The organism is Candidatus Uhrbacteria bacterium, from assembly GCA_016699205.1.
In the GTDB taxonomy this organism is placed as follows: domain Bacteria; phylum Patescibacteriota; class Patescibacteriia; order 2-12-FULL-60-25; family 2-12-FULL-60-25; genus CAIXDN01.
The window spans coordinates 950461-969867 of the sequence record CP064964.1; the positions used below are offsets into that span (position 1 = coordinate 950461).

The 19407-nt window shown below is 50.8% G+C and carries 16 protein-coding genes; 15 read left to right on the plus strand and 1 reads right to left on the minus strand.

Features of this window, described 5'->3' with window-relative positions:
* Nucleotides 1–97: 97 nt before the first annotated feature.
* Nucleotides 98–3979: a hypothetical protein gene (locus IPH19_04840; GenBank protein ID QQR60702.1), complete on the plus strand. Its 3882-nt coding sequence runs from the start codon at nt 98–100 to the stop codon at nt 3977–3979.
* A gap of 82 nt (nt 3980–4061) precedes the next feature.
* On the plus strand, nt 4062–6389 hold the full coding sequence (locus tag IPH19_04845; protein ID QQR60703.1) for an O-antigen ligase family protein: 2328 nt from the start codon (nt 4062–4064) through the stop codon (nt 6387–6389).
* Here the strand turns inward: IPH19_04845 and IPH19_04850 are convergent.
* Nucleotides 6386–7522, minus strand: a complete 1137-nt coding sequence (locus IPH19_04850; protein ID QQR60704.1) for a glycosyltransferase family 4 protein — start codon at nt 7520–7522, stop codon at nt 6386–6388. The genes IPH19_04845 and IPH19_04850 overlap by 4 nt on opposite strands.
* Nucleotides 7523–7575: 53 nt before the next feature.
* Here IPH19_04850 and asnB point away from each other — a divergent pair, with 53 nt between their 5' ends.
* The 13 genes from asnB (at nt 7576) to IPH19_04915 (ending at nt 19293) form a co-directional block, all read left to right on the plus strand.
* On the plus strand, nt 7576–9351 hold the full coding sequence (asnB, locus tag IPH19_04855; protein ID QQR60705.1) for an asparagine synthase (glutamine-hydrolyzing): 1776 nt from the start codon (nt 7576–7578) through the stop codon (nt 9349–9351).
* On the plus strand, nt 9344–10474 hold the full coding sequence (locus IPH19_04860) for a glycosyltransferase family 4 protein (protein QQR60706.1): 1131 nt from the start codon (nt 9344–9346) through the stop codon (nt 10472–10474). Before asnB ends, IPH19_04860 begins: the two co-directional genes overlap by 8 nt.
* Nucleotides 10426–10962: a class I SAM-dependent methyltransferase gene (locus IPH19_04865; protein ID QQR60707.1), complete on the plus strand. Its 537-nt coding sequence runs from the start codon at nt 10426–10428 to the stop codon at nt 10960–10962. The genes IPH19_04860 and IPH19_04865 overlap by 49 nt, the downstream gene beginning before the upstream one ends.
* Nucleotides 10946–11176 carry a hypothetical protein gene (locus tag IPH19_04870; GenBank protein ID QQR60708.1) on the plus strand — a complete coding sequence of 77 codons (231 nt, stop codon included), beginning with the start codon at nt 10946–10948 and terminating at the stop codon, nt 11174–11176. Before IPH19_04865 ends, IPH19_04870 begins: the two co-directional genes overlap by 17 nt.
* Nucleotides 11173–12210 carry a glycosyltransferase family 4 protein gene (locus IPH19_04875; GenBank protein ID QQR60709.1) on the plus strand — a complete coding sequence of 346 codons (1038 nt, stop codon included), beginning with the start codon at nt 11173–11175 and terminating at the stop codon, nt 12208–12210. Before IPH19_04870 ends, IPH19_04875 begins: the two co-directional genes overlap by 4 nt.
* Nucleotides 12143–13384: a glycosyltransferase family 4 protein gene (locus IPH19_04880; GenBank protein ID QQR60710.1), complete on the plus strand. Its 1242-nt coding sequence runs from the start codon at nt 12143–12145 to the stop codon at nt 13382–13384. Before IPH19_04875 ends, IPH19_04880 begins: the two co-directional genes overlap by 68 nt.
* Entirely contained in the window at nt 13381–14802 is a 1422-nt protein-coding gene (locus IPH19_04885; GenBank protein ID QQR60711.1) for a glycosyltransferase family 39 protein, read from the plus strand. Before IPH19_04880 ends, IPH19_04885 begins: the two co-directional genes overlap by 4 nt.
* Nucleotides 14777–15904 (plus strand): glycosyltransferase family 4 protein, encoded by a 1128-nt coding sequence (locus IPH19_04890; GenBank protein QQR60712.1) that lies wholly within the window; start codon nt 14777–14779, stop codon nt 15902–15904. Before IPH19_04885 ends, IPH19_04890 begins: the two co-directional genes overlap by 26 nt.
* Nucleotides 15901–16608: a glycosyltransferase gene (locus tag IPH19_04895; GenBank protein QQR60713.1), complete on the plus strand. Its 708-nt coding sequence runs from the start codon at nt 15901–15903 to the stop codon at nt 16606–16608. Before IPH19_04890 ends, IPH19_04895 begins: the two co-directional genes overlap by 4 nt.
* Nucleotides 16605–17318 carry a class I SAM-dependent methyltransferase gene (locus tag IPH19_04900; GenBank protein ID QQR60714.1) on the plus strand — a complete coding sequence of 238 codons (714 nt, stop codon included), beginning with the start codon at nt 16605–16607 and terminating at the stop codon, nt 17316–17318. The genes IPH19_04895 and IPH19_04900 overlap by 4 nt, the downstream gene beginning before the upstream one ends.
* 173 nt (nt 17319–17491) lie before the next feature.
* A complete protein-coding gene (locus tag IPH19_04905; protein ID QQR60715.1) occupies nt 17492–17854 on the plus strand; it encodes a UDP-N-acetylglucosamine 2-epimerase in 363 nt (120 codons plus the stop codon).
* Nucleotides 17851–18414, plus strand: a complete 564-nt coding sequence (locus IPH19_04910; protein QQR60716.1) for a UDP-N-acetylglucosamine 2-epimerase — start codon at nt 17851–17853, stop codon at nt 18412–18414. Before IPH19_04905 ends, IPH19_04910 begins: the two co-directional genes overlap by 4 nt.
* A gap of 3 nt (nt 18415–18417) precedes the next feature.
* The gene (locus IPH19_04915) at nt 18418–19293 is read left to right on the plus strand and encodes a glycosyltransferase family 4 protein (protein QQR60717.1); all 876 of its coding nucleotides are present in this window, start codon (nt 18418–18420) and stop codon (nt 19291–19293) included.
* The last annotated feature ends 114 nt before the right edge of the window (nt 19294–19407 follow it).

The window sequence follows — 19407 nt, forward strand, 5'->3', positions numbered from 1 at the left end:
CGTTATGCGAGGCTGGCCAGAGTCGCAATTATTAACCACGCCCCACTAGGATTCGCACGGATCCTCCGGGCCTAGAATCCCGTAAGGGATTCACACTATGAATTTTCTCAAAAAACTTTTCTCCAGCTTCGTCGCTTTGACGACCATCGCATGGTCTGTCGGCGTTGGCAGCCTTGCTCTCCCCAGCATGGCCTCCGCAGCTGTTGCCGGTGAGCTTATTAAGGCTTCTGGTCCTGCTGTTTACTACTACGCTAGCGATGCTAAGCGCTATGTCTTCCCTAACGAGAAGACATACTTCTCTTGGTACATGAACTTCAATTCCGTACGGACCATTACGGACTCGGAGCTCGCCTCGATCATGATTGGTGGCAACGTCACCATTCGTCCGGGCACGAACCTCGTGAAGATCACGACTGATCCGAAGGTCTACGCCGTTGCCCCTAATGGCGTTCTCCGCTGGATCGAATCCGAAGCGATCGCCATCACGCTTTACGGAGCCTCCTGGGCTTCCCGTGTTGTCGACGTTCCGGATGGCTTCTTTGTCAACTACTCCGTTGGTTCGTCGATCTCGACGGCCCAGCATCCGGACGGCATGGTCATCACCTACGCTGGTGATTCCAACCGCTATGTCGTTTGGGGTGGCATGAAGCGCAAGCTTGTTGACCCGGCCTTCGCCGCCAACAACTTCAACCCGATGTACGTCATCACCACCGCGGTTTCATACCCGAATGGTACGGACGTCACCGGTCGCGAGTCAGCTTTGGCTGATGTCGTCGCCCCTGGTGCAACCACGGTCGGTGGCTCGGTTTCCGCTGCTCTCGCTTCGGACACTCCGGCAGGACAGAACGTCCCGCAGGGTGCTTCGAGCATTCAGCTCGCTAAGTACAACTTGACCGCCGGTTCCGCTGGTGTCTTGATCACGGGTCTCTCCCTCCGCCGCGTTGGCGTTGGTGCTTCCGGTGACTTCGCTAACGTCTACCTCTACAAGGGCGACGGTACGCGCTTGACCACGGGCCGCACGATCAACAGCTCCACCAACTTGGTGCAGTTCAACGGTTTGAACCTCTCCATCGGAGCTGGTCAGACCTACTCGGTTGTGCTTGTCGGTGACACCAACTCATCTCTTACGGCTGGTGGCCAGCACTCGTTCGAAATTTCGGACGCTGCTTCCGTCGTCGTGAGCGGTACGGGTTCCTCGGTCTCGGGTTCCTTCCCGATCCGCGGTAACGTCTTCACCATCGGTACGACCTCGGCTTCCCGCCTTGATGTACAGAAGGGTACGACGCCAACCAACCCACAGATTGGTTCCACAGAAGCTGAAATCTCCAACTTCAAGCTCGTTGCCCAGGGCAATGACATTGAAGTCCGCCGCGTTACCCTTCTTCAGACGGGTGACATCTCCAACGCTGATCTCACCAACCTCAAGCTCTACCAGGGCTCGACCCAGGTTGCGATGACCCCGTCTCTTGCGGGTGACAAGATCGTGTTGAACTTCAGCCCGGCTTACCTCGTGACCGACGGTACGACCCGCGTCTTCTCGCTTAAGGCGAACGTCGCTGGCCGCTCTGGTCGCACGATCAAGACCTACGTCGAGTACTCGACGGACGTCTACGCCATCGACACGGAATTTGGTACGGGTGCTCGCGTCTGTATTGACTCGACCTCGCCATGTGCCGGTACGTTTGATGGTACGAGCTCGAACTTCATCACTGTGACGACCGAAGGCGGTCAGTTCACGACGACCTACAATGGACCGGCTACGTCGGACATTGCCAAGGGTTCGCAGGATGTTCAGCTCTTCAAGTTCGCTGTCACCGCTTCCGACAGCATGCTCGAAGTCCGCAAGATGTACTTCACTCTTACGGGTCTTACTTCCAACGACAAGGTCAAGGGTAACTTGGCCACGGAGTACTTCCGCGATTTGAAGATCAAGAACCTCGACACGGGCGCGACTCTTATGGGTCCGATCTCCTTGCCGACGGGCTTGGCCAACGCCTCGCAGTCCTCTGGTGTCATGACCTTCACCGACTCCTTCAACGTTAACGCCGGTCAGACTTTGAACCTCGCGTTCACGGCTGACTTGACGAACAGCGCTGACGACGTCTCTGGTGAATTTGCCGATGACGGCAACAACCAGTATCGCGCGATCATGGGTTCCGGCGGCACATTGTTTGGTGCTTCCGATATCCGTATCGTCGACACGGGTGAATTCCTCCCGGTCACCGAAATCGTCCCGAACACCACCATCAACGGTAACCCGATGACGGTGAAGGCCTCCTCGCTCTCGATCTCTCTCGCTGCTTCTCCGACGGCCGGCACGGCTGTTAAGAAGGAAGCGATGATCCCGACGGCTGGCTTTGTGTTCACGGCCGGTTCCCAGAGCCAGATCTTGATTCGCTCGGTCAAGCTCACGGGCCGCGCTGACGTTACCGCCACCGGTACGTACGCCCTCGCCGACTTGAACGACGCCATCACCTCCTGTGCTCTCTTCGACGGATCGACCCAGGTCGGTAACGCCGAATCCCCGGATGGCACCACTGGCGCCATGAACATCACGAACGTGAATGTCACGGTTCCTCAGGGTTCCTCCAAGACGCTCGTTGCCAAGTGTACGGCTGACTCAGTCGTCGCTTCGCAGTGGGACAAATTTGCCGTCGGTATCGCCGCAGCTGGCGACGTCACGGCTGATGACCAGGACTCCAACACGGTAACCCCGACGTTGAGCGCCTCGGTCAGCGGTAACGCAGGCGCCACCCCTTCATTGGTCCAGACGGTCATGAACGGCGGTACGCTTACGATTGCTACGGACAACCTTCGCCAGTCGACGATTCTCGTTGCTGGTGGTGATGTCTGGCAGAACCTTGCTCAGTTCAAGGCCACGGCTCAGTTTGAAGCTATGAAGCTTGAACGTGTTGCTGTCACCTCTACGGGTGATGCCGCCAACTTCTCGATGATTGCCATCGCTAAGGACGGCGTGGTTGCTGGCTCGGACATTCTTCCGTCGGGCGTCGCTGCGACGCGCGACATTGACCTGACGGCTTCGCCGATCATGGTTCCGAAGGATGGCTCGGTCACCTTCCAGCTTTGGGGTAAGATCGGAAATGTGCAGTCTTCCTCGTCGGTCTCCGGCGCCACCACGGGTGTCGTCCGCTCCGGCAACCAGGTCACGCTCGGCTTGAACGCCGGTCTTGTGACGGGTAACTGGGATGCTTCATACTCCGGTATGTTCAACGTCCGCACGGTTGGTCTCGCTTCCGGAGACCTTGTTTACTCGGCCGGTTCGGCTACGGTTGGCAACGCATTTGTCATCCGCAAGTCCAAGCCGACGGTAACCCGCCAGACGCTCTCAACCACGACGCTTGCCAACGGTTCCTCGCAGGACCTCTACCGCATGCAAGTCTCGGCTGACAGCGCTGGTTCCGTGGCTGTCAAGAAGATCAGCTTCGACTTCTCGAAGACTGGCTCCACGACTCTCACGAACTTCCGCGTTCGTAAGGGTTCGACAGACATGAACCTTGCTGACTACGCGATCGTCGATGCCAACGGCACCGATCTTGAGGCTGGTTCCCTCGTTGCCGGTACCTCCACGGGCCGCATCGTTGTGACCTTCACCAACGAAGAAACCATCACGGGCTCCGGTAACGTGTACACCTTGTACGCCACCCCGGCTGGCGCGGTTGCCAGCGACACGGTCAGCATTGCCCCGACGCGTAACCTCGCTGGTACGATCTTGACGGGCTACATCGATGAAGAAGTGATTGCTGGTACTGGTTTGACCAATGCCACCTTCAACATGCCGGGTGCAAACCTTGACACGGCATCTTCACCGGATGGTACGGCCGACGCGGCTGGTACCTTCGTGTGGTCCGACCTCTCCGAAGTTCCGCACTCGTTTGCGGCCTCCGGTGCTGGTTCCTACGACTGGACGAACGACGTCTTCGTAGAAGACCTCACGCAGACCCAGACCTTGACTCGCTAATCGTTAGCGCCGTCATCAGTCAAACAAACACCGCCTTCGGGCGGTGTTTGTTTTGTGTTTGTGCTATGCTGGGGCGGATTCTATGAACCGATCACAAGCCATCAAGTTCTTCAAAGCTATCTGCTTTTTGGGGATTTACGGGGGATTGCTCCTGCCGCTCGTCTTTATTCCGGTCGTTATTTTTCCCTTTGTTTTCTCCAAGCTGATTTTCTTTCAGGTGCTTGTCGGTCTGACATTTCCTGCCTATTTGGCATTAGTCTGGATGGAGCCGAGCTATCGACCGAAGAAGCACGTGCTGTTTTTTGCTATCCTGGCCTACTTTGTTGCAATCGGGTTATCGGTGGTTTTTGCTGTAGATCCGTATCGTGCTTGGTGGGGAAATCAGGAGCGCATGAACGGTTTGTTTACGTTGCTGCACTTTTTGGCTTGGTTAACGATGACTGTCGGTATCGTTAAAACATGGGAACAGTGGAAAACGCTGCTTCATTATCAGGTTGGGCTTTCTGCGATCATGGCTATTGTCGCTATTTTGCAGAAAATGAATCCTAATCTTCTGTTGTTTCCGGCTGGTCCGCGTGTCGGAGGACTGCTTGATAATCCGATCTACATGGCGGCATATCAGATCTTTAACTTTTTCTTTTTGGCGCTGTTGTTTTGGAAAAATCCAAATAGAAATTGGCGCGTTGCTTATGGCCTTATTCTGGTCGTGGATATCATCGCGTTTATTCTTGCCCAGTCGCGCGGAGCGTTGATGGGATTGGCAGCTGGTATTGTGGCATTTGCTTTTTATACGGCGTTGTTTACAACGAATAAAAAGCTTCGTTATGGCGTGTTTGGATTGTTGCTCGCCATGTTTGCAGGATATGGAGCGCTTTATCTTGCAAAGGATACTACGGTGGTACGAGAGTCGCCTCTGCATCGTTATGTCGATTTTCAAGGCGCGGTACGTACGCGTTTAATTGCGTGGGATATCGCTTGGCAGGGATTTGTCGAGCGTCCGCTTACTGGTTGGGGATTTGATAATTTTCACGTTCTTTTCAATCTTAAGTACAATCCGATTTCGTTGCGTTTCGGATCTTACGAAACTTGGTTTGATCGCGCGCATAACACAGTGATGGACGTGCTTTCAATGACTGGTATCTTTGGCTTTGTCACGTTCTTTGGAATCTACGGCGCTATTTTTTACAGTACTTGGCGCGCTTTCCGTAAAAAGTGGATTGATCTGCCGATTGCCGCGATTTTGTTTTCACTTCCTGTTGCTTACTTTGTCCAGAACTTGTTCGTGTTTGATCATCCGGCAGGATTCTCGATGAGTTATTTGTTGTTTGCGCTGATCATCGCCGCAACGAAAGGCGGGTTTATCGGGGAGAAAGAGGCGATGGCTGAGAAGCATAAGGAAACGGGGATCATGCAAGCGCCATGGACGGCATTTGTCGTATTAATGGTCGTCATGGGTCTCCTTGTTCTTAGAACGTCTGTGAATCCATTTCAGGTTTCAAGAAAGGCATTGCAAGCGAATGCGATTTTTAGTGCTAATCCACAGATGTCGTATCAGATTGCATTGGAGGCATCTAAAACATGGACGCCTTACTTGGATGAGCAATCATTTTTGCTTTCGCGTAATATGATCTCTTTGCTTGGATCTGGTGCAGCGGCGCGAACGCCGAATTGGAAAGAGATGTATGAATTAGCCAAGACCCTCTCACTTGAAGAGATCGCGCGTCATCCTCGCAATACGCATCCGCGATTTATCTTTGCGCGTCTCGCTCAGGAGGTTATGGGACTCATTCCTGCAGAAGCTCCTGTCTCTGAAAGGATGTATCAAGAGGCGATTGCAACCAGTCCAAAGCGCCAGCAACTGCATTATGGTTTGGCTCGTTTGTATCTTATGACTGGCAATCTTGAGCCTGCGCTGAACGTGTTCCGAAATGTCATTAGCTTTGATACGGAATTTGGAGAAGGTTATTGGAATCTGGGTATTACTCTCATGTATGACAAGCGCGAGCTTGAGGCGGGTGCGGAGAATGTACAAAAGGCTTTGTCGGCACTTTATCCTTATCGCTTACAGAGTCCGCGCGAGCTGGTTGTTGTCGCTGACTCGCTCATGATTCGACAAGACGACGAAGGGATGAAAACTTTTATATCAAAACTTGGTACGGATTATCCGCTAGGAACCGCCGATGTGTATGCTCAGCTTGTTTATAAGCTGCAGGTTGTAAAGAAGGATGAGTTGGCTCAAGCGATGCTCGCTGCGACGAGCGCCTTGGATCCAGCTACGCCTAAAGCGCTTCAGGCGCTGATCAATCAGGCGAATGGTCAAACAACCCCGACTCCTGCTCCAGCCCCGACTTCCGCGGCAACCGGAACCGCTCCGATTGCAACGGCTACGTATAACGGATTGCGACGTTAATCGAGGAGAGCTGAAGCGTTGCCTGACAGCGTTTTCTCAAGCGGGAAGCGGTTTTGTACCGCTTCCTTTGCGTTTTGGCCGAGTTGAATGCGTTTTGATTCGTTGTTGGCTAACTCGAGAATGGCTCGGGTGAGCGCTTGTGTATCGGAAGGTGGAACGATGATTCCGTCGGCATCGCCGAGCATCCATTTTGCGGCGCCGACATCGGTGGCGACGCAGGGGAGCGAGGCCGCCATCGCTTCAAGAAGAGCAAAGGCCATGCCTTCTTTGGTTGAGGGAAGTGTAAAGACGTCGAAGGCACGGAGCAGAGACGATGCGTTGTTTAGTTCACCTGCAAGCGTGATTGATTCCGTAAGATTGAGATCGGTGATTTTTTGCTCGATGCGTTTGCGTTCCGGACCATCGCCAATCAAGACAAAGTGAGGAGAAGGATTTTGGTCGATGACATTACGGATCGTGTCGATGTAGGCCGGAATATTTTTTGGAGCGTAAAAGTTAGATACACTGCCGATGACAATACTATCTTGTTTCAAGCCGAGTTTGGCCCGTGCTTCATTTTTGGAGAGCAGGTTGGATTCAAATCGAACAAAATCAATTCCATTAGGAATCGTGATGACTTTGCTTTTTGGTTTGATGGAATGTTTTGCGGCCTCGATTTCATCGGAAGGATTTACGCAGATGATCGTGTCCTTGAAGTGGGCGGTGAAACGTTCTGCGTAGATATAGATTTGGCGTTTCCAGCTCGGCAAGTTTTCCAGGAAAACCCAGCCGCCGATGCGATAGACGACCCGATCGACTTTTGCGATGTTACTCGCGATGGATCCGAGTACGCCCATTTTTGTGCTATTCAAATGCACAACCTCAAAATGATGTTGGCGGAAAAGTTGATTGAGCTCGCGAATCGCAAGAATATCTTGAATCGGATGAATGTCGCGGCGCATGTGGTTGAGCCGTATGAAGCGGATTCCATGGGATTTTGCTTGTTCTGCAAGCCAGTTGCCTGTGCCTGCGAGGATCGTCACATCATGACCCATTTCTTTAAGGTATTGGGCGAATTCAAGCAAAAAAACCTGGACACCTCCGATCTCAGCGAGGGTCACGGCCAAGGCGATGCGTTTTTTTGCCTCATTCATGGCATTACGATAGGCTGGAGTCTGGTAAATCGTCAACATTTTTTGGCTAAGCTATGTGTGGAATTGCCGGATTAATCGCTAAGAATGGACGGTCCTTGGATCAGGGCCGCTTGGTTGCGATGGCCGGTAAAATCGCACATCGAGGTCCGGATGGTGATGGGATGTGGGTTGAGGGTCAGGCTGGGCTCGCGCATCGCCGTTTGGCATTGGTCGATCTGTCACCGAGCGGAGCGCAGCCGATGATCTCTGACGACGGAAGATATGTCATCACGTTTAACGGAGAAATATATAATTATAAAGAGTTACGTGAAGAGTATTTGGCAAAAGGTGGAATGCTTCGTTCAACGAGCGATACGGAAATTTTACTGACCTTGTTTGCGCAGGAAGGCGAGGCGATGCTTGCCAAGCTGCGCGGGATGTTTGCGTTTGCGATTTGGGATAAGCAGGAATCGTGTCTCTTTTTTGCGAGAGATCGTATCGGAAAGAAGCCGTTTTTTTATCGACACAATGAAGATGAATTTGCATTTGCATCGGAAGTTAAATCGTTGATCGATGCTGAGGCGCGGATTGATGAGCAGGCGGTCCGATTGTTTTTGGGTTTGCAGTATGTTCCAAGTCCATTAACTGGCTTCAAGAATATTTTTTCTCTTGAGCCTGGAATGTGCGGTACCTGGAAAGATGGTGTTCTTGCGACGCGTTCTTATATTGAGCCAGTTACCAGGTCGGACGTTTCTTTTGATGATGCTGTGCATGAGGTGCGGCGCATTCTGGATGAGAGCGTGCGTTTGCGTTTGATCGCCGATGTTCCGGTTGGTATTTTTCTTTCCGGCGGAATTGACTCTTCGTCGATTGCAGCGCTTGCGCATAAACAGGGCGTGAAACTTTCCTCTTTTACACTTGGTTTTGATGAGGCGGCTTTTGATGAGCGTGATCAGGCAGCGGAACTCGCCAAGGAATTTGGATTTGAACATCATTCTTTTTTGGCAAAGCCGGAAGACTTGCTAGCGATCGCTGATGAAGTGATCGAGCATTATGATGTGCCGTATGCCGATTCTTCATCGCTGAATACGTGGATTTTGGCTAGGGAAACCAAGAAGCATGTGAAAGCTGCTCTTACTGGAGACGGTGGTGATGAGCTGTTTGGCGGGTATCGACGTTATCGATATTTTGAACAGGCGTTAGGATTTAAACAGATGGGGGTTGGACCGATCGCTGGCCAGATGTCACGAGTAGTGGGACAGGTAATGGGAGATCCAAAGTTCCAGCGTTTTGCTGACACGATCGATGGAGGATATGCGTCACTATTTTGCGGGGCTTATTTTCAGCAGCCGGAAGCGCTCGCGTTTATCGATAGTCACTTGAAAAAAGATTTGGATCCGATTGGCGCGGCAATGGATTTTGATTTGCATTCATATCTGTCCGATGATTTGAATGTGAAGATGGACCGCGCGTCCATGCGCCATGGACTTGAAGCTCGATGTCCTTTACTTGATCAAGAGCTTGTTTCTTATGTGACGAGTTTGCCGACCGAGTATCGATACAAGAAGGGCCAGACAAAGCGGCTACTTGTCGAGGCTGTGAAAGATTTATTGCCTATCGAGATCGGTAAGCGAGCAAAGCGCGGTTTTCAGGTACCGCTAGCTATATGGTTCCGTGGTGCTTTGCGAAACGCTTTTGTAGAGCGTTGCGTGAATTCGACGAAGCTTCATACTTATGTCGCGAAAGAACGTGTCGAGAAGCTTTTGAGCGAGAATGACCGCGGAAGCGATCATGGAAATCGTTTGTGGATGCTTTACTCGCTTGCGACCTGGTTAGAAAAATATGGATAAACGTATTTTGATTTTTTCCACAGCGTTTTATCCGGTTGTCGGAGGAGCGGAAGTGGCTTTGAAAGAATTGACGGATCGCATGCCCGGTTCGATTTATTTTGATTTGGTGTGTGCGCGCTTGAAAAAAGGATTGCCGGATACAGAGCGGATGGGAAATGTTGAAGTGCATCGTGTTGGATTTGGATATTCTTTTGATAAATATCTGCTGCCTTTCATCGGTGTTGCGCGAGCGATGAAGCTTGTGCCAAAAGGCACGCCGGTTTGGTCGATGATGGCGAGTTATGCCGGATTTGCGAGTTTGTTTTATTGCTGGATGCGCCCATCGACGAAGTTATTGCTTACGCTTCAGGAGGGCGATCCGTTGGAGAAGTATGCCAAGCGCTTGGGTCCTTTGGGTTTTTTACAGGGCTTTTTATTCCGTCGAGCTGATCGCGTACAAGCCATTAGCCGATTTCTTGGGGAATGGGCCGTGAAGAATGGTTTTCGTGGATCTGTCGATGTTATTCCAAACGGTGTTGATATTGAGAGTTTTTCCAAATCTATCGATGCATCGCGCCGCAAACATCTCCGTGAGATGTTTGGTTTTGGCGATGACGATATTGTTTTGGTGACGGCATCGCGCTTGTCTTTAAAGAATGCGGTAGATGATGTTGTGCGTGCTATGCCTGTGCTACCGGCTCGATGTAAGTTTCTTGTTATCGGTGTTGGGGAAGATGACGGGATGTTGCATTCGCTTGTGGATGAGCTGGGTGTAAAAGATCGTGTTGTTTTTGCCGGCTATCGTACGCATGCAGAATTGCCAGAGCTGCTGCGCGCTTCAGAAATTTTTATCCGACCTTCTTTATCTGAGGGATTGGGTAATTCATTTTTGGAGGCGATGGCAGCGGAGATTCCGATTATCGGTACGCAAGTTGGCGGGATTCCTGACTTTTTGATCGATGGAGAGACGGGTGTGTTTTGTGAGCCGAGAAATCCGGAATCGATTGTGAAAGCGGTCGATCGCTTACTCGTAGAACCGGGGCTAAGAGAGCGTGTTGTTACCAATGGTGCAAAGCTTGTGCGCGAGGGTTATGATTGGGCATCGATCAGCGTAAGAATGCAGAAGCTTTTGGAGACTCTATGACGATTTATACTTCCGGGAATGCTGCAAAACAGTGGATTTTAACCGAACTGCATACGCGATTTGGTGAAGCGGCTTTTAAGATTTTGGATCTCGGCTGCGGTGCAGCTGGATCATGGAAGACTTTTTTAGAGATGCATCCGCAAGCGGCGTATTTTGGATTTGATTATGACCGAGCCGCTGTGGAAAAGGGGCGGCGTGATTTTTCTGGAATAACGAATGCTGTTTTGAAGGTGGGGGATGCGCAGACATTGTCAACGGGTGAGGCGTTTGATGTTGTGACCGCGTTTAGTGCTATCGAACATGTGGTTGATAAAGAAGCGTTTTTAAAAACGGTTTTTTCTGCATTAAAATCCGGTGGTGTGGCGTATTTGAATTATGACGATGGGGCATTTCCGATCGACGGATATCAAGGAGCGCATCATGGTTCCGGTGAGCCAGTTATTGGCGATGATTGGTATTCAGGGTCCGTATATGAAGCATGTTGTTGATACGGAATTTTCTAAGCAGGCGGAGCAAGCGGGATTTAAGGTCATCGCTCTTCGCAAGCACAATCTCTATCCTATTAAAGGGTTTATGCGTGGAGCGTCTGAGGAGGCTGTTAAAGCCTGGTATGAATTTGAAGAGAGATTGAACGAGCTCTATACGCCTGAGCAGTTGGATAAGGTTAAATGGTCTACGACACTGGTTATAGAAAAGCCATGAGAATTTTAATTGCCTCGGGTATTTACCCGCCAGAAGGAGGAGGGCCTTCCATTTATAGCCATGCGATGGCCCGTGCTTTGATTTCCATGGGCCACAGCGTTTCTGTTGTTGCTTACGGAGAAGAAGCGAGCTCAACGTCCGATGGTTGGCGCGTTGAGCGTGTTTCTCGTCGTGGCGGACCGATGGTCCGTTACTTCCGTTTCTTTGTTCGTGCATGGAAAGCGATGAAGTCTGCGGATGTTGTTTACTTGCAGGGCGCGGTATCGGAAGGATTGCCGACGACGATTGCGGCGGGATTGCGTCGTATCCCGACGGTGTATCGCATTCCCGGAGATTACGCCTGGGAGATGTCGCAGCAGCGCGGCGATACGGATTTGCTCGATGCGTTTTTGGAAAAGCGGCATCGAGGTGTTATTGGTTTGTATGAACGTATTGAGCGATTTGTTGCCAAGCGCGCGAGTCGGATTATTGCGCCAAGCAATTATTTGAAATCGGTTGCGATCCGATGGGGAATTGCATCGCCGTTTATTACGGTGATTAGAAATGCGGAAGTTGCTTTGCCCACTGGTTTATCGCGAGAGCAAAAGCGTCGCGTTGAGCATATGGAGGGAAAGACGGTTTGTTTTACGGTTGTGCGCGCTGTGCCTTGGAAGGGCGTTGCGGAATTGATCGAGTGGTGGAGCGGTTTGCCGGATACACATCAATTAGTAATGGCTGGAGACGGACCTGAGCTTGAGAAATGGAAAATGCTTGCAGAGAAGTCTCCGGCTGCAAATCGTATTCGGTTTGTTGGGAGGTTGAATCGTGAAGAGATTGGAAACTGGATGCGTGCATCGGATGTCTTTTTGTTACATTCCGGTTATGAGGGTTATCCGCATGTTGTCGCGGAAGCGGCATCGATGGGTGTTCCGTGCTTGGTGAGCGATCAAGGGGGGCAATCCCGAGACCAAAGAAGTTTTTGGCGATTTGATCCAGGTTTTGCCGTATCGAAATCAGCAGGCTTGGGTTCAGGCGCTGAAAGAAGTTTCTGTTAGAACAAAGGAAGAGATTCCTGCGGCTACATGGTCGCATCGCGCGATGAGCGAGCGTGTTGAAGGCGTGTTGGTCGAGGCCGAACGAAAAGAAGGGCCGATGCAAACCCTGATGTTTTCTTTTGATCGAGCGTTGCTAGATACGGAGTCGGCATCGATGCGGCGTATTCAGGATTTGGCGGGCGAGGGGATGGTTCAGGCGGTTGTTTTGTCGCATTTCAAAACGGATGAGATTGCGCAGGTTGATCATGTAACGGCGTATGGTTTTTCTGGATCGGGATTTATTCGTTTTTATCGTGCGATTGTGCAGGGGATTCGTATTGTTAACGCTGTACCGAAACGAACGCTGGTTACCGCGCAAGATCCTTTTATTGCGGGGGCGGCTGCTTATCTCGTATCGAGAATCAAAAATGTTCCATTGGAAGTGCAGGAGCATGGTGATTTTTATTCTGGATATTGGAAAAAAGAATCTTGGAAGAATCGATGCTTGTCTCTTGTTGGAAGATTTGTTCTTGGGCAGGCCGAGCGCGTACGTGTTGTTAGTGATCGTGTGAAGGAGTATTTGATTGCTGTAGGAATCAAAGCGGAGAAGATCGAGGTTATTCCGGTCGCTGTTGAGCTACCTTCCGGGATTGTTAGGGGAGGAGGCAGTGATGTTTTTCGTTTCGTTGTTCCGTGCCGTTTTGTCGAGCAAAAAGGTTTGGATGTGTTGTTGAAAGCAGCGGCCTTGCTGAAACAGGAGAATGTTTCATTCCATCTTTCGATAATAGGCCGAGGTCCGCTGCTGAGTTCTTTGCATGGCATGATCGAGAGCAAGGGGCTGGTAAAAGAAGTTGATATTCAGGATTGGAAGGAGGGGAATGATGTTTGGAGAGATGCGGATGGCTTTGTGATGTCGTCGCGTTATGAGGGGTTTGGCCGCACGGTTCTCGAGGCGATGGCTTCCAAGGTCGCTGTTGTTGCTACGGATGTCGGTTGTGTGGGAAGTGTTTTACGACCTGGTGTTGATGGGCGAGTTGTGTCGATTGGTAATGCGGAAGAACTAGCGGTTGCGATGAAGGCGACTATTGTCGATAAAGAATCTACAGATCGCATGATTGCGTCTGCGTATGAGCGTGCCAAGGATTTTCATCGACCAAGGCTCTTCATGAAAAACAACGCGCTGGCTGGCGTTTGATATTGAATCAGATTCTGGAAGTGCGTCCGCGATTTGATTTGTGGGTGCTTGCTTTTGTTTTGTTTGCTCTAGCAACGCGTCTTGCTTCTGCCTTCTTATTCCACAACGGATTGGTGAATCGTGAGTGGGGATTTTATACGCTGGTTGAACATTGGTTTCAGGGATACGGATACTCCTATGCAACGGAGCTCGGATGTCCGTCCGCGTACCGTTCTCCTGGCTTTCTGTTCTTTTTGACAGCTTTGTATAGCGTGATTCGACCGGAGAATACGCTTGCACAGGCATTGATCCAGAACTTGATTGCGTGGCTTGCGTTGATTTTGGTTTATGTTGTCGGTAAGCGATTTGTTGGAAAAAAGGCTGCGCTGCTCGGGGGGGTGATGATGGCTTGTTATCCGTATACGTTTTATCATTTCACTCAGTACTATCACACGTTTCTATCGACGTTTTTTATTCTGTTTCTTGTTTGGACGCTGCTGCGTTTGAAGGAGAATAAAAAATTATCAACTGCCGTGCTCGCCGGAGCGTCGATCGGTGCTCTGGCTTATATCCAAGGCACCATTTTGCCGGCGGCACCGTTTATCGTTGCTTGGCTTTTGTGGATGTGGTGGCCGGATTGGAAGAGAACGGTGATCGTGGCGGTGATTATGGCCGTTGTTTCCGCGGGCATGATTGCGCCGTGGACGTATCGCAATTGGCAGGCGTTCCATGCGTTCGTGCCTCTGACGACGGATTTGGGGCATGGATTTTTTAAGGCGAATAATGAATATATTTACGAGATTACGAAGCGCGGATATCCGATGGAAATTGTGGATGATCCGGTTGTGTCGTCGACCAATCCGAACTACATCATGTTCACGATCCAGCCGTGGCTGCGGGAGGAATTGGAAAAAGATGGCGTATATCGCGAATCCATTTATTGGACGGAATGGCATACGAAGTATCCGGTAGGAAAAATGGAAACCTGTTCTGAGCGCGGATTGATGAATGAAAAGCAGTTTGCGGATTATTGGGCCGGTCGATCCAAGGAATGGATGAGCAAACATTTTTGGACGGATGCCTGGAAATTGCCACTGCAGAAATTCAAAACATTTTGGCAGCCAGGATTATTTCCAAGCGTAAAAACAGGAGCGCCGTGGTCGTTTGCGAATGATCCGACCAAGGTTTTCTTGGCGCGTTTTGCCGTCTGGTTTTCAACGCTCGTTGTCGTGTTGCTTGGTTGGCTTGGGCTTATCATCGCGATACGGCGTAAGAAATACGAGGCGGTGCTCGTCGTGATTCTCGTCCTCGTTTACAGCTTGATGCACAGCCTGTTTGCCGGATATACCAAGTACCGCATGCCGCTCGACCATTTATTGGCACCGTTTGCCGCCTATGTAATCGTTCTCTTGTATGAAGCTCGTCTACGTCGCAAATAGCCGATTTCCTTCGGAAAAGGCGCAGAGCGATCAGGTGATGGCGATGTGCCGTTCTTTTGCGTTGCTTGGACATGAGGTGACGTTGCTTGTTCCTGATCGTAAGCCGGTGCAGCATGAGGACCCGTTTATTTATTATGGCGTCGAGCCTTCATTTTCTTTTAAGCGCCTTCCTTGCATCGATGGTATCCGTTGGATGTGGCTTGGACGTATCGGTCTTTGGATTCAGACATCGACGTTTCTTTGGTCGCTACGCAAAGAATTGCGCCGCTTGAAGCCGGATGTCGTGTTTAGTCGAGAGCTGTATGTGTTTGGTGTTCCAGGGATTCCGGGGAAACGTGTCTGGGAATCACATGCACTGCATCATTCTTGGTGGGCTACGAAGATCGCGAAGAGTTTGGACACGATTGTGACGTTGACGAAGGCGAGTAAAGATCGTTTGGTGGAGTCTGGCGTTGATGCCGCGCGTATCGCTGTTGAGTCGGATGCTGTTGATCCCAAGATGTTTGAACGGAAATATGATCGTTCGGAAGTTCGTCGAGAGCTGGGTATCGATGCAGATACGTATGTTTGTCTTTACACAGGCAAATTTACGACGATGAACATGTCCAAAGGTTTGGATGAGTCGATTGAGGCGATCGACCGGCTTGCGAAGAAGGGAAAAAAGATTCTCTTGCTTGCCGTTGGAGGAACGCCGCAAGAATTGGAACGCTATTCCGTGAAAGCGGATACGAGTGTGCGGTTATTGGGGCACCAGCCGCAGGCGACGCTAGGAAAGTTTTACGCGGCTGCAGACCTCTTGTTGATGCCGTTTCCGTATACGGAGCATTACGCCTATTACATGTCGCCGCTTAAATTGTTTGAGTATCTCATGAGTGGCGTGCCGATGGTGGCGACGGATTTGCCGAGCGTGCGCGAGATTGTCTCGGAGGCGAGTGCGTTTATTGCCAAGCCTGGCGATATCGATTCATTGGAAACGGAGATCCAAAAAGCGATCGACAGACCGGACGAGGCTAGACAAAAGGCGCTTGAAGCAAAGCGGATTTCAGCCCACTATACTTGGATTGAGCGTGCCAAACGCATTTGCGCTATCTTATGGCCATGATTTCATTCATTTTTCCGGCTTATAATGAGGCCGAGAATTTGAAGCGGATCCCGAAGGAGGTGATTCCTGTTTTTGATGCTTTGGGAATGCCGTATGAGATCGTTGTGATCGACGATGGCAGCCGCGATGAAACGGCGGCTGTTGCAGAATCGCTTGGAGGTCCGGTGCGTCTTGTGAAGCATGAAAAAAATGCCGGACTCGGTTCTGCGGTGCGCACTGGTATTCGCGAGTCCAAGGGGGATTTGGTTGTGACGATGGATAGCGATTTAACTTTTGCCCCGGAACTCGTCAAAGAGCTGCTCGCACGTTATCAGCAAGGGGATGTGGATGTTGTTTCCGGATCGCCAAAGCTTGCAGGATATGGAAAAGATATTCCTTCCTACCGCATTTTTATTTCGCATATCGCGACAATGATTTACAAAGTTGTCGTCGGTGCAAATGTGACAGCGGTCAGTCCGATCTTTCGATTGTATCAGCGCGAGCATTTGATCGAGCTGCCGATTAAGGCTACGGGTTTTGATATTAACGCGGAGATCTTGTTCCATCTCGTGCGACGCGGACGTCGTGTTGCGGAAATTCCGGCGCCGCTAACGGTTCGAATTCATGGCGAGAGCAATCTGGATTACCGCAAAGAAATGAGGCGTCATCTCCGTTTGATTGCGAGCATGCTCAAAATGCGTTTACTTGGGACGGATCGCGTATGAAATTGACGCGTCAAACAGCGCTGAAGATCCATTTTATTTTGGATCAGCTTTTGCCGCCGCTTTTACGTGATGCGCAATGGTTCATGTCAATTCCGATGCGTCTGCTTTATAAAGATCGTGCACATGTTTTTTTGAACTTTAAAGAAAAGGCTTGGTCGATGACCGAGGAAGAGTTTGCTCAGGCGTATCGCGATGTCGAGCCGGTGCTGATGGAGCGCGATACGGATTTAACGGATGAAGCGATTCATGCGGTGATGGGCGAGATTGTCGGATCTGATGTTTTGGAAGCAGGGTGCGGGAAAGGGGTATTGGTCGGAAAATTATCAGAGCAGGCGCGTGTCACGGCAACGGATATTATTATAAGCGATGAAGCAAAACGACGGGCGCCGAGTGCGACGTTTTTGGAGGCGAATGTGGAAGCGTTGCCGTTTCCTGATCGGCAATTTGATACGGTTGTATGCACGCATACGCTCGAGCATGTCCGTGATTTGGCCAAGTCTTTATCCGAGCTTAGGCGCCTCGCAAAAAAGAAGCTGGTGATCGTTGTTCCAAAGCAAAGACCGTATCGATATACGTTTGATTTGCATCTGCATTTTTTCCCGTATCGATCATCGTTGTTAGGTGCTTTTGGGAGGCCTTTGGGTACGGTTTCTTTGCGTGAAGTTGGCGGAGATTGGCTGTATACGGAGACGCTTGCAACAGAGGCCTAAGCGCCGTAAGATGCGATACGCATGAAATCGGTGTTTTTAGTGGCGGGCGCAAGGCCGAATTTTATCAAGATTGCGCCAATTTATGAGGCTTTGCGTAAGCAAGGCCTGGGTGTCGTATTGGTCCATACGGGCCAGCATTATGACGCCAACATGTCGGATGTTTTTTTAAAGAGTTGGGAATTCCTGATCCGGACATTCATTTGGGCGTTGGAGCTGGTGACCGCATCGCCCAATCACAAAGAATTACCGCTGCACTTATTCCTCTTTTGCAGGAGCGCAAGCCAAACGCGATTATTGTTGTTGGAGATGTGACTTCGAGCGCTGCCGGTGCGATGGCTGGTGTTGCTGCAAACATTCCTGTCGTGCACGTGGAGGCTGGATTACGTTCCCATAACTGGCGCATGCCGGAAGAATTGAACCGCATGATCGCTGATCATCACTCGGATTATTTGTTTGTGTCGGATGAAGCGGGGCTCGAGCATCTTGAGAGCGAACGTATTCCAAAAGAAAAATCCATTACGTCGGCAATGTCATGATCGATTCGCTGCGTAAGGCGGAACCGATTGCGGAATCATCGACGATTCTTGAACAGCATTCGATCACGCCTCAATCGTACGGTGTTTTGACTCTGCATCGTCCTGAGACGGTTGATAGTCCGGAGACGCTTCGAGTGGTTTGGGAATCGCTTAAGAAGATTTCTGAAACGCTGCCGCTGATTTTTCCGGTGCATCCGCGCACTAAGTCGCGCATGCAGGAGCTTGCCGGCGAAAATTCCCGTATCAAGATCGTTGATCCGATTGGTTACATGGACATGATTAAGCTGGTGAAAAATTCCAAGCTTGTCCTGACGGATTCCGGCGGTTTGCAGGAAGAGACGACGGCGATGTCTGTTCCATGCATTACATTGCGCGATGAGACCGAACGTCCATCAACGGTTGTTTATGGTACGAGTGAAGTGGTCGGTCGTGATCCCGAGAAAATTATCGAGGCGTTTGAACGTGCGATGCGAGGCGACTGGAAAAACGGCGGCTTGCCTCCAAATTGGGATGGGAAGACGGCGGAGCGCATCGCGGAAATTTTAGCGAAACTTTTGTAACGTATGTCCAAACGTCTCTTGTTTATCACGCCCAAGATCAACGACAAGGACGATGATGTAGCGTTTGCTGCTTTGTGGGCCAAGGGTTTCACGGATGCCGGTTTTGACGTGACGATTATTTGCGGCGAGAAAGGAGAGACGAGTTTGCCGAATGTGTACTCGGTCGAGCACAAGCAGGGCGGATCGCGCTTGGGATCGCTCATGCGTTTTTGGAAGCTGATGTTTACGCTCAAATACGATCGGGTATTTGTGCACATGAACACGCGCTGGCTTGCGGCAGGTGCGTTGTATTGGAAGTTGAAAGGTATTCCGACGTATTTATGGTTCACGCATTACACGCGTACCGCGACGTTGAAGTTTGGCGAGATTGCGGTTACGCGATTTTTTTGCGCGACCAAGGAATCGCTTCCGCACTATGAAGGCGATCCACGTAAGATCGTGACCGGTCATGGTATCGATACGGAATATTGGAATGTGCCGGAATTACCGGAGAGCGAGCGCAAAGATGCAAAGCATTTGTTGGCCGTGCATCGTATCTCGCGATCCAAACGGCTTGATATTGTGCTGCGTGCGCTTGCGTTGCTTCCGCCTGAATACACGCTGACGCATTATGGTCGTCCGCTTGATCCGTCGGCGGATAATAATTATCAGGGCGAGATCGAGTCGCTTGTGAAAGATTTAGGTTTGACCGAGCGCGTGCGGTTTATGGGTTCGGTGCCGATGCCCTCGCTGCGTGAGATTTATCCGCGTTTCCGCGTGTTTATCAATTTGGTTCCAAAGACGATCGACAAGTCGGCGCTTGAAGCGATGTATTGCGGTTTGACGCCTGTCATTATTCAGGGGTCATGCAGATGCGATTGGGTATCCGGATTTTCCTAAGGATGAAACACCAGAAGCGATTGCCGAGTTTATTCTCGGGATGCGTATTCACTCGCGCGAGGATTTGCGTTCGATTGTCGAGCGCGGGCATAGCATGAAATCGCTGATCGCCAA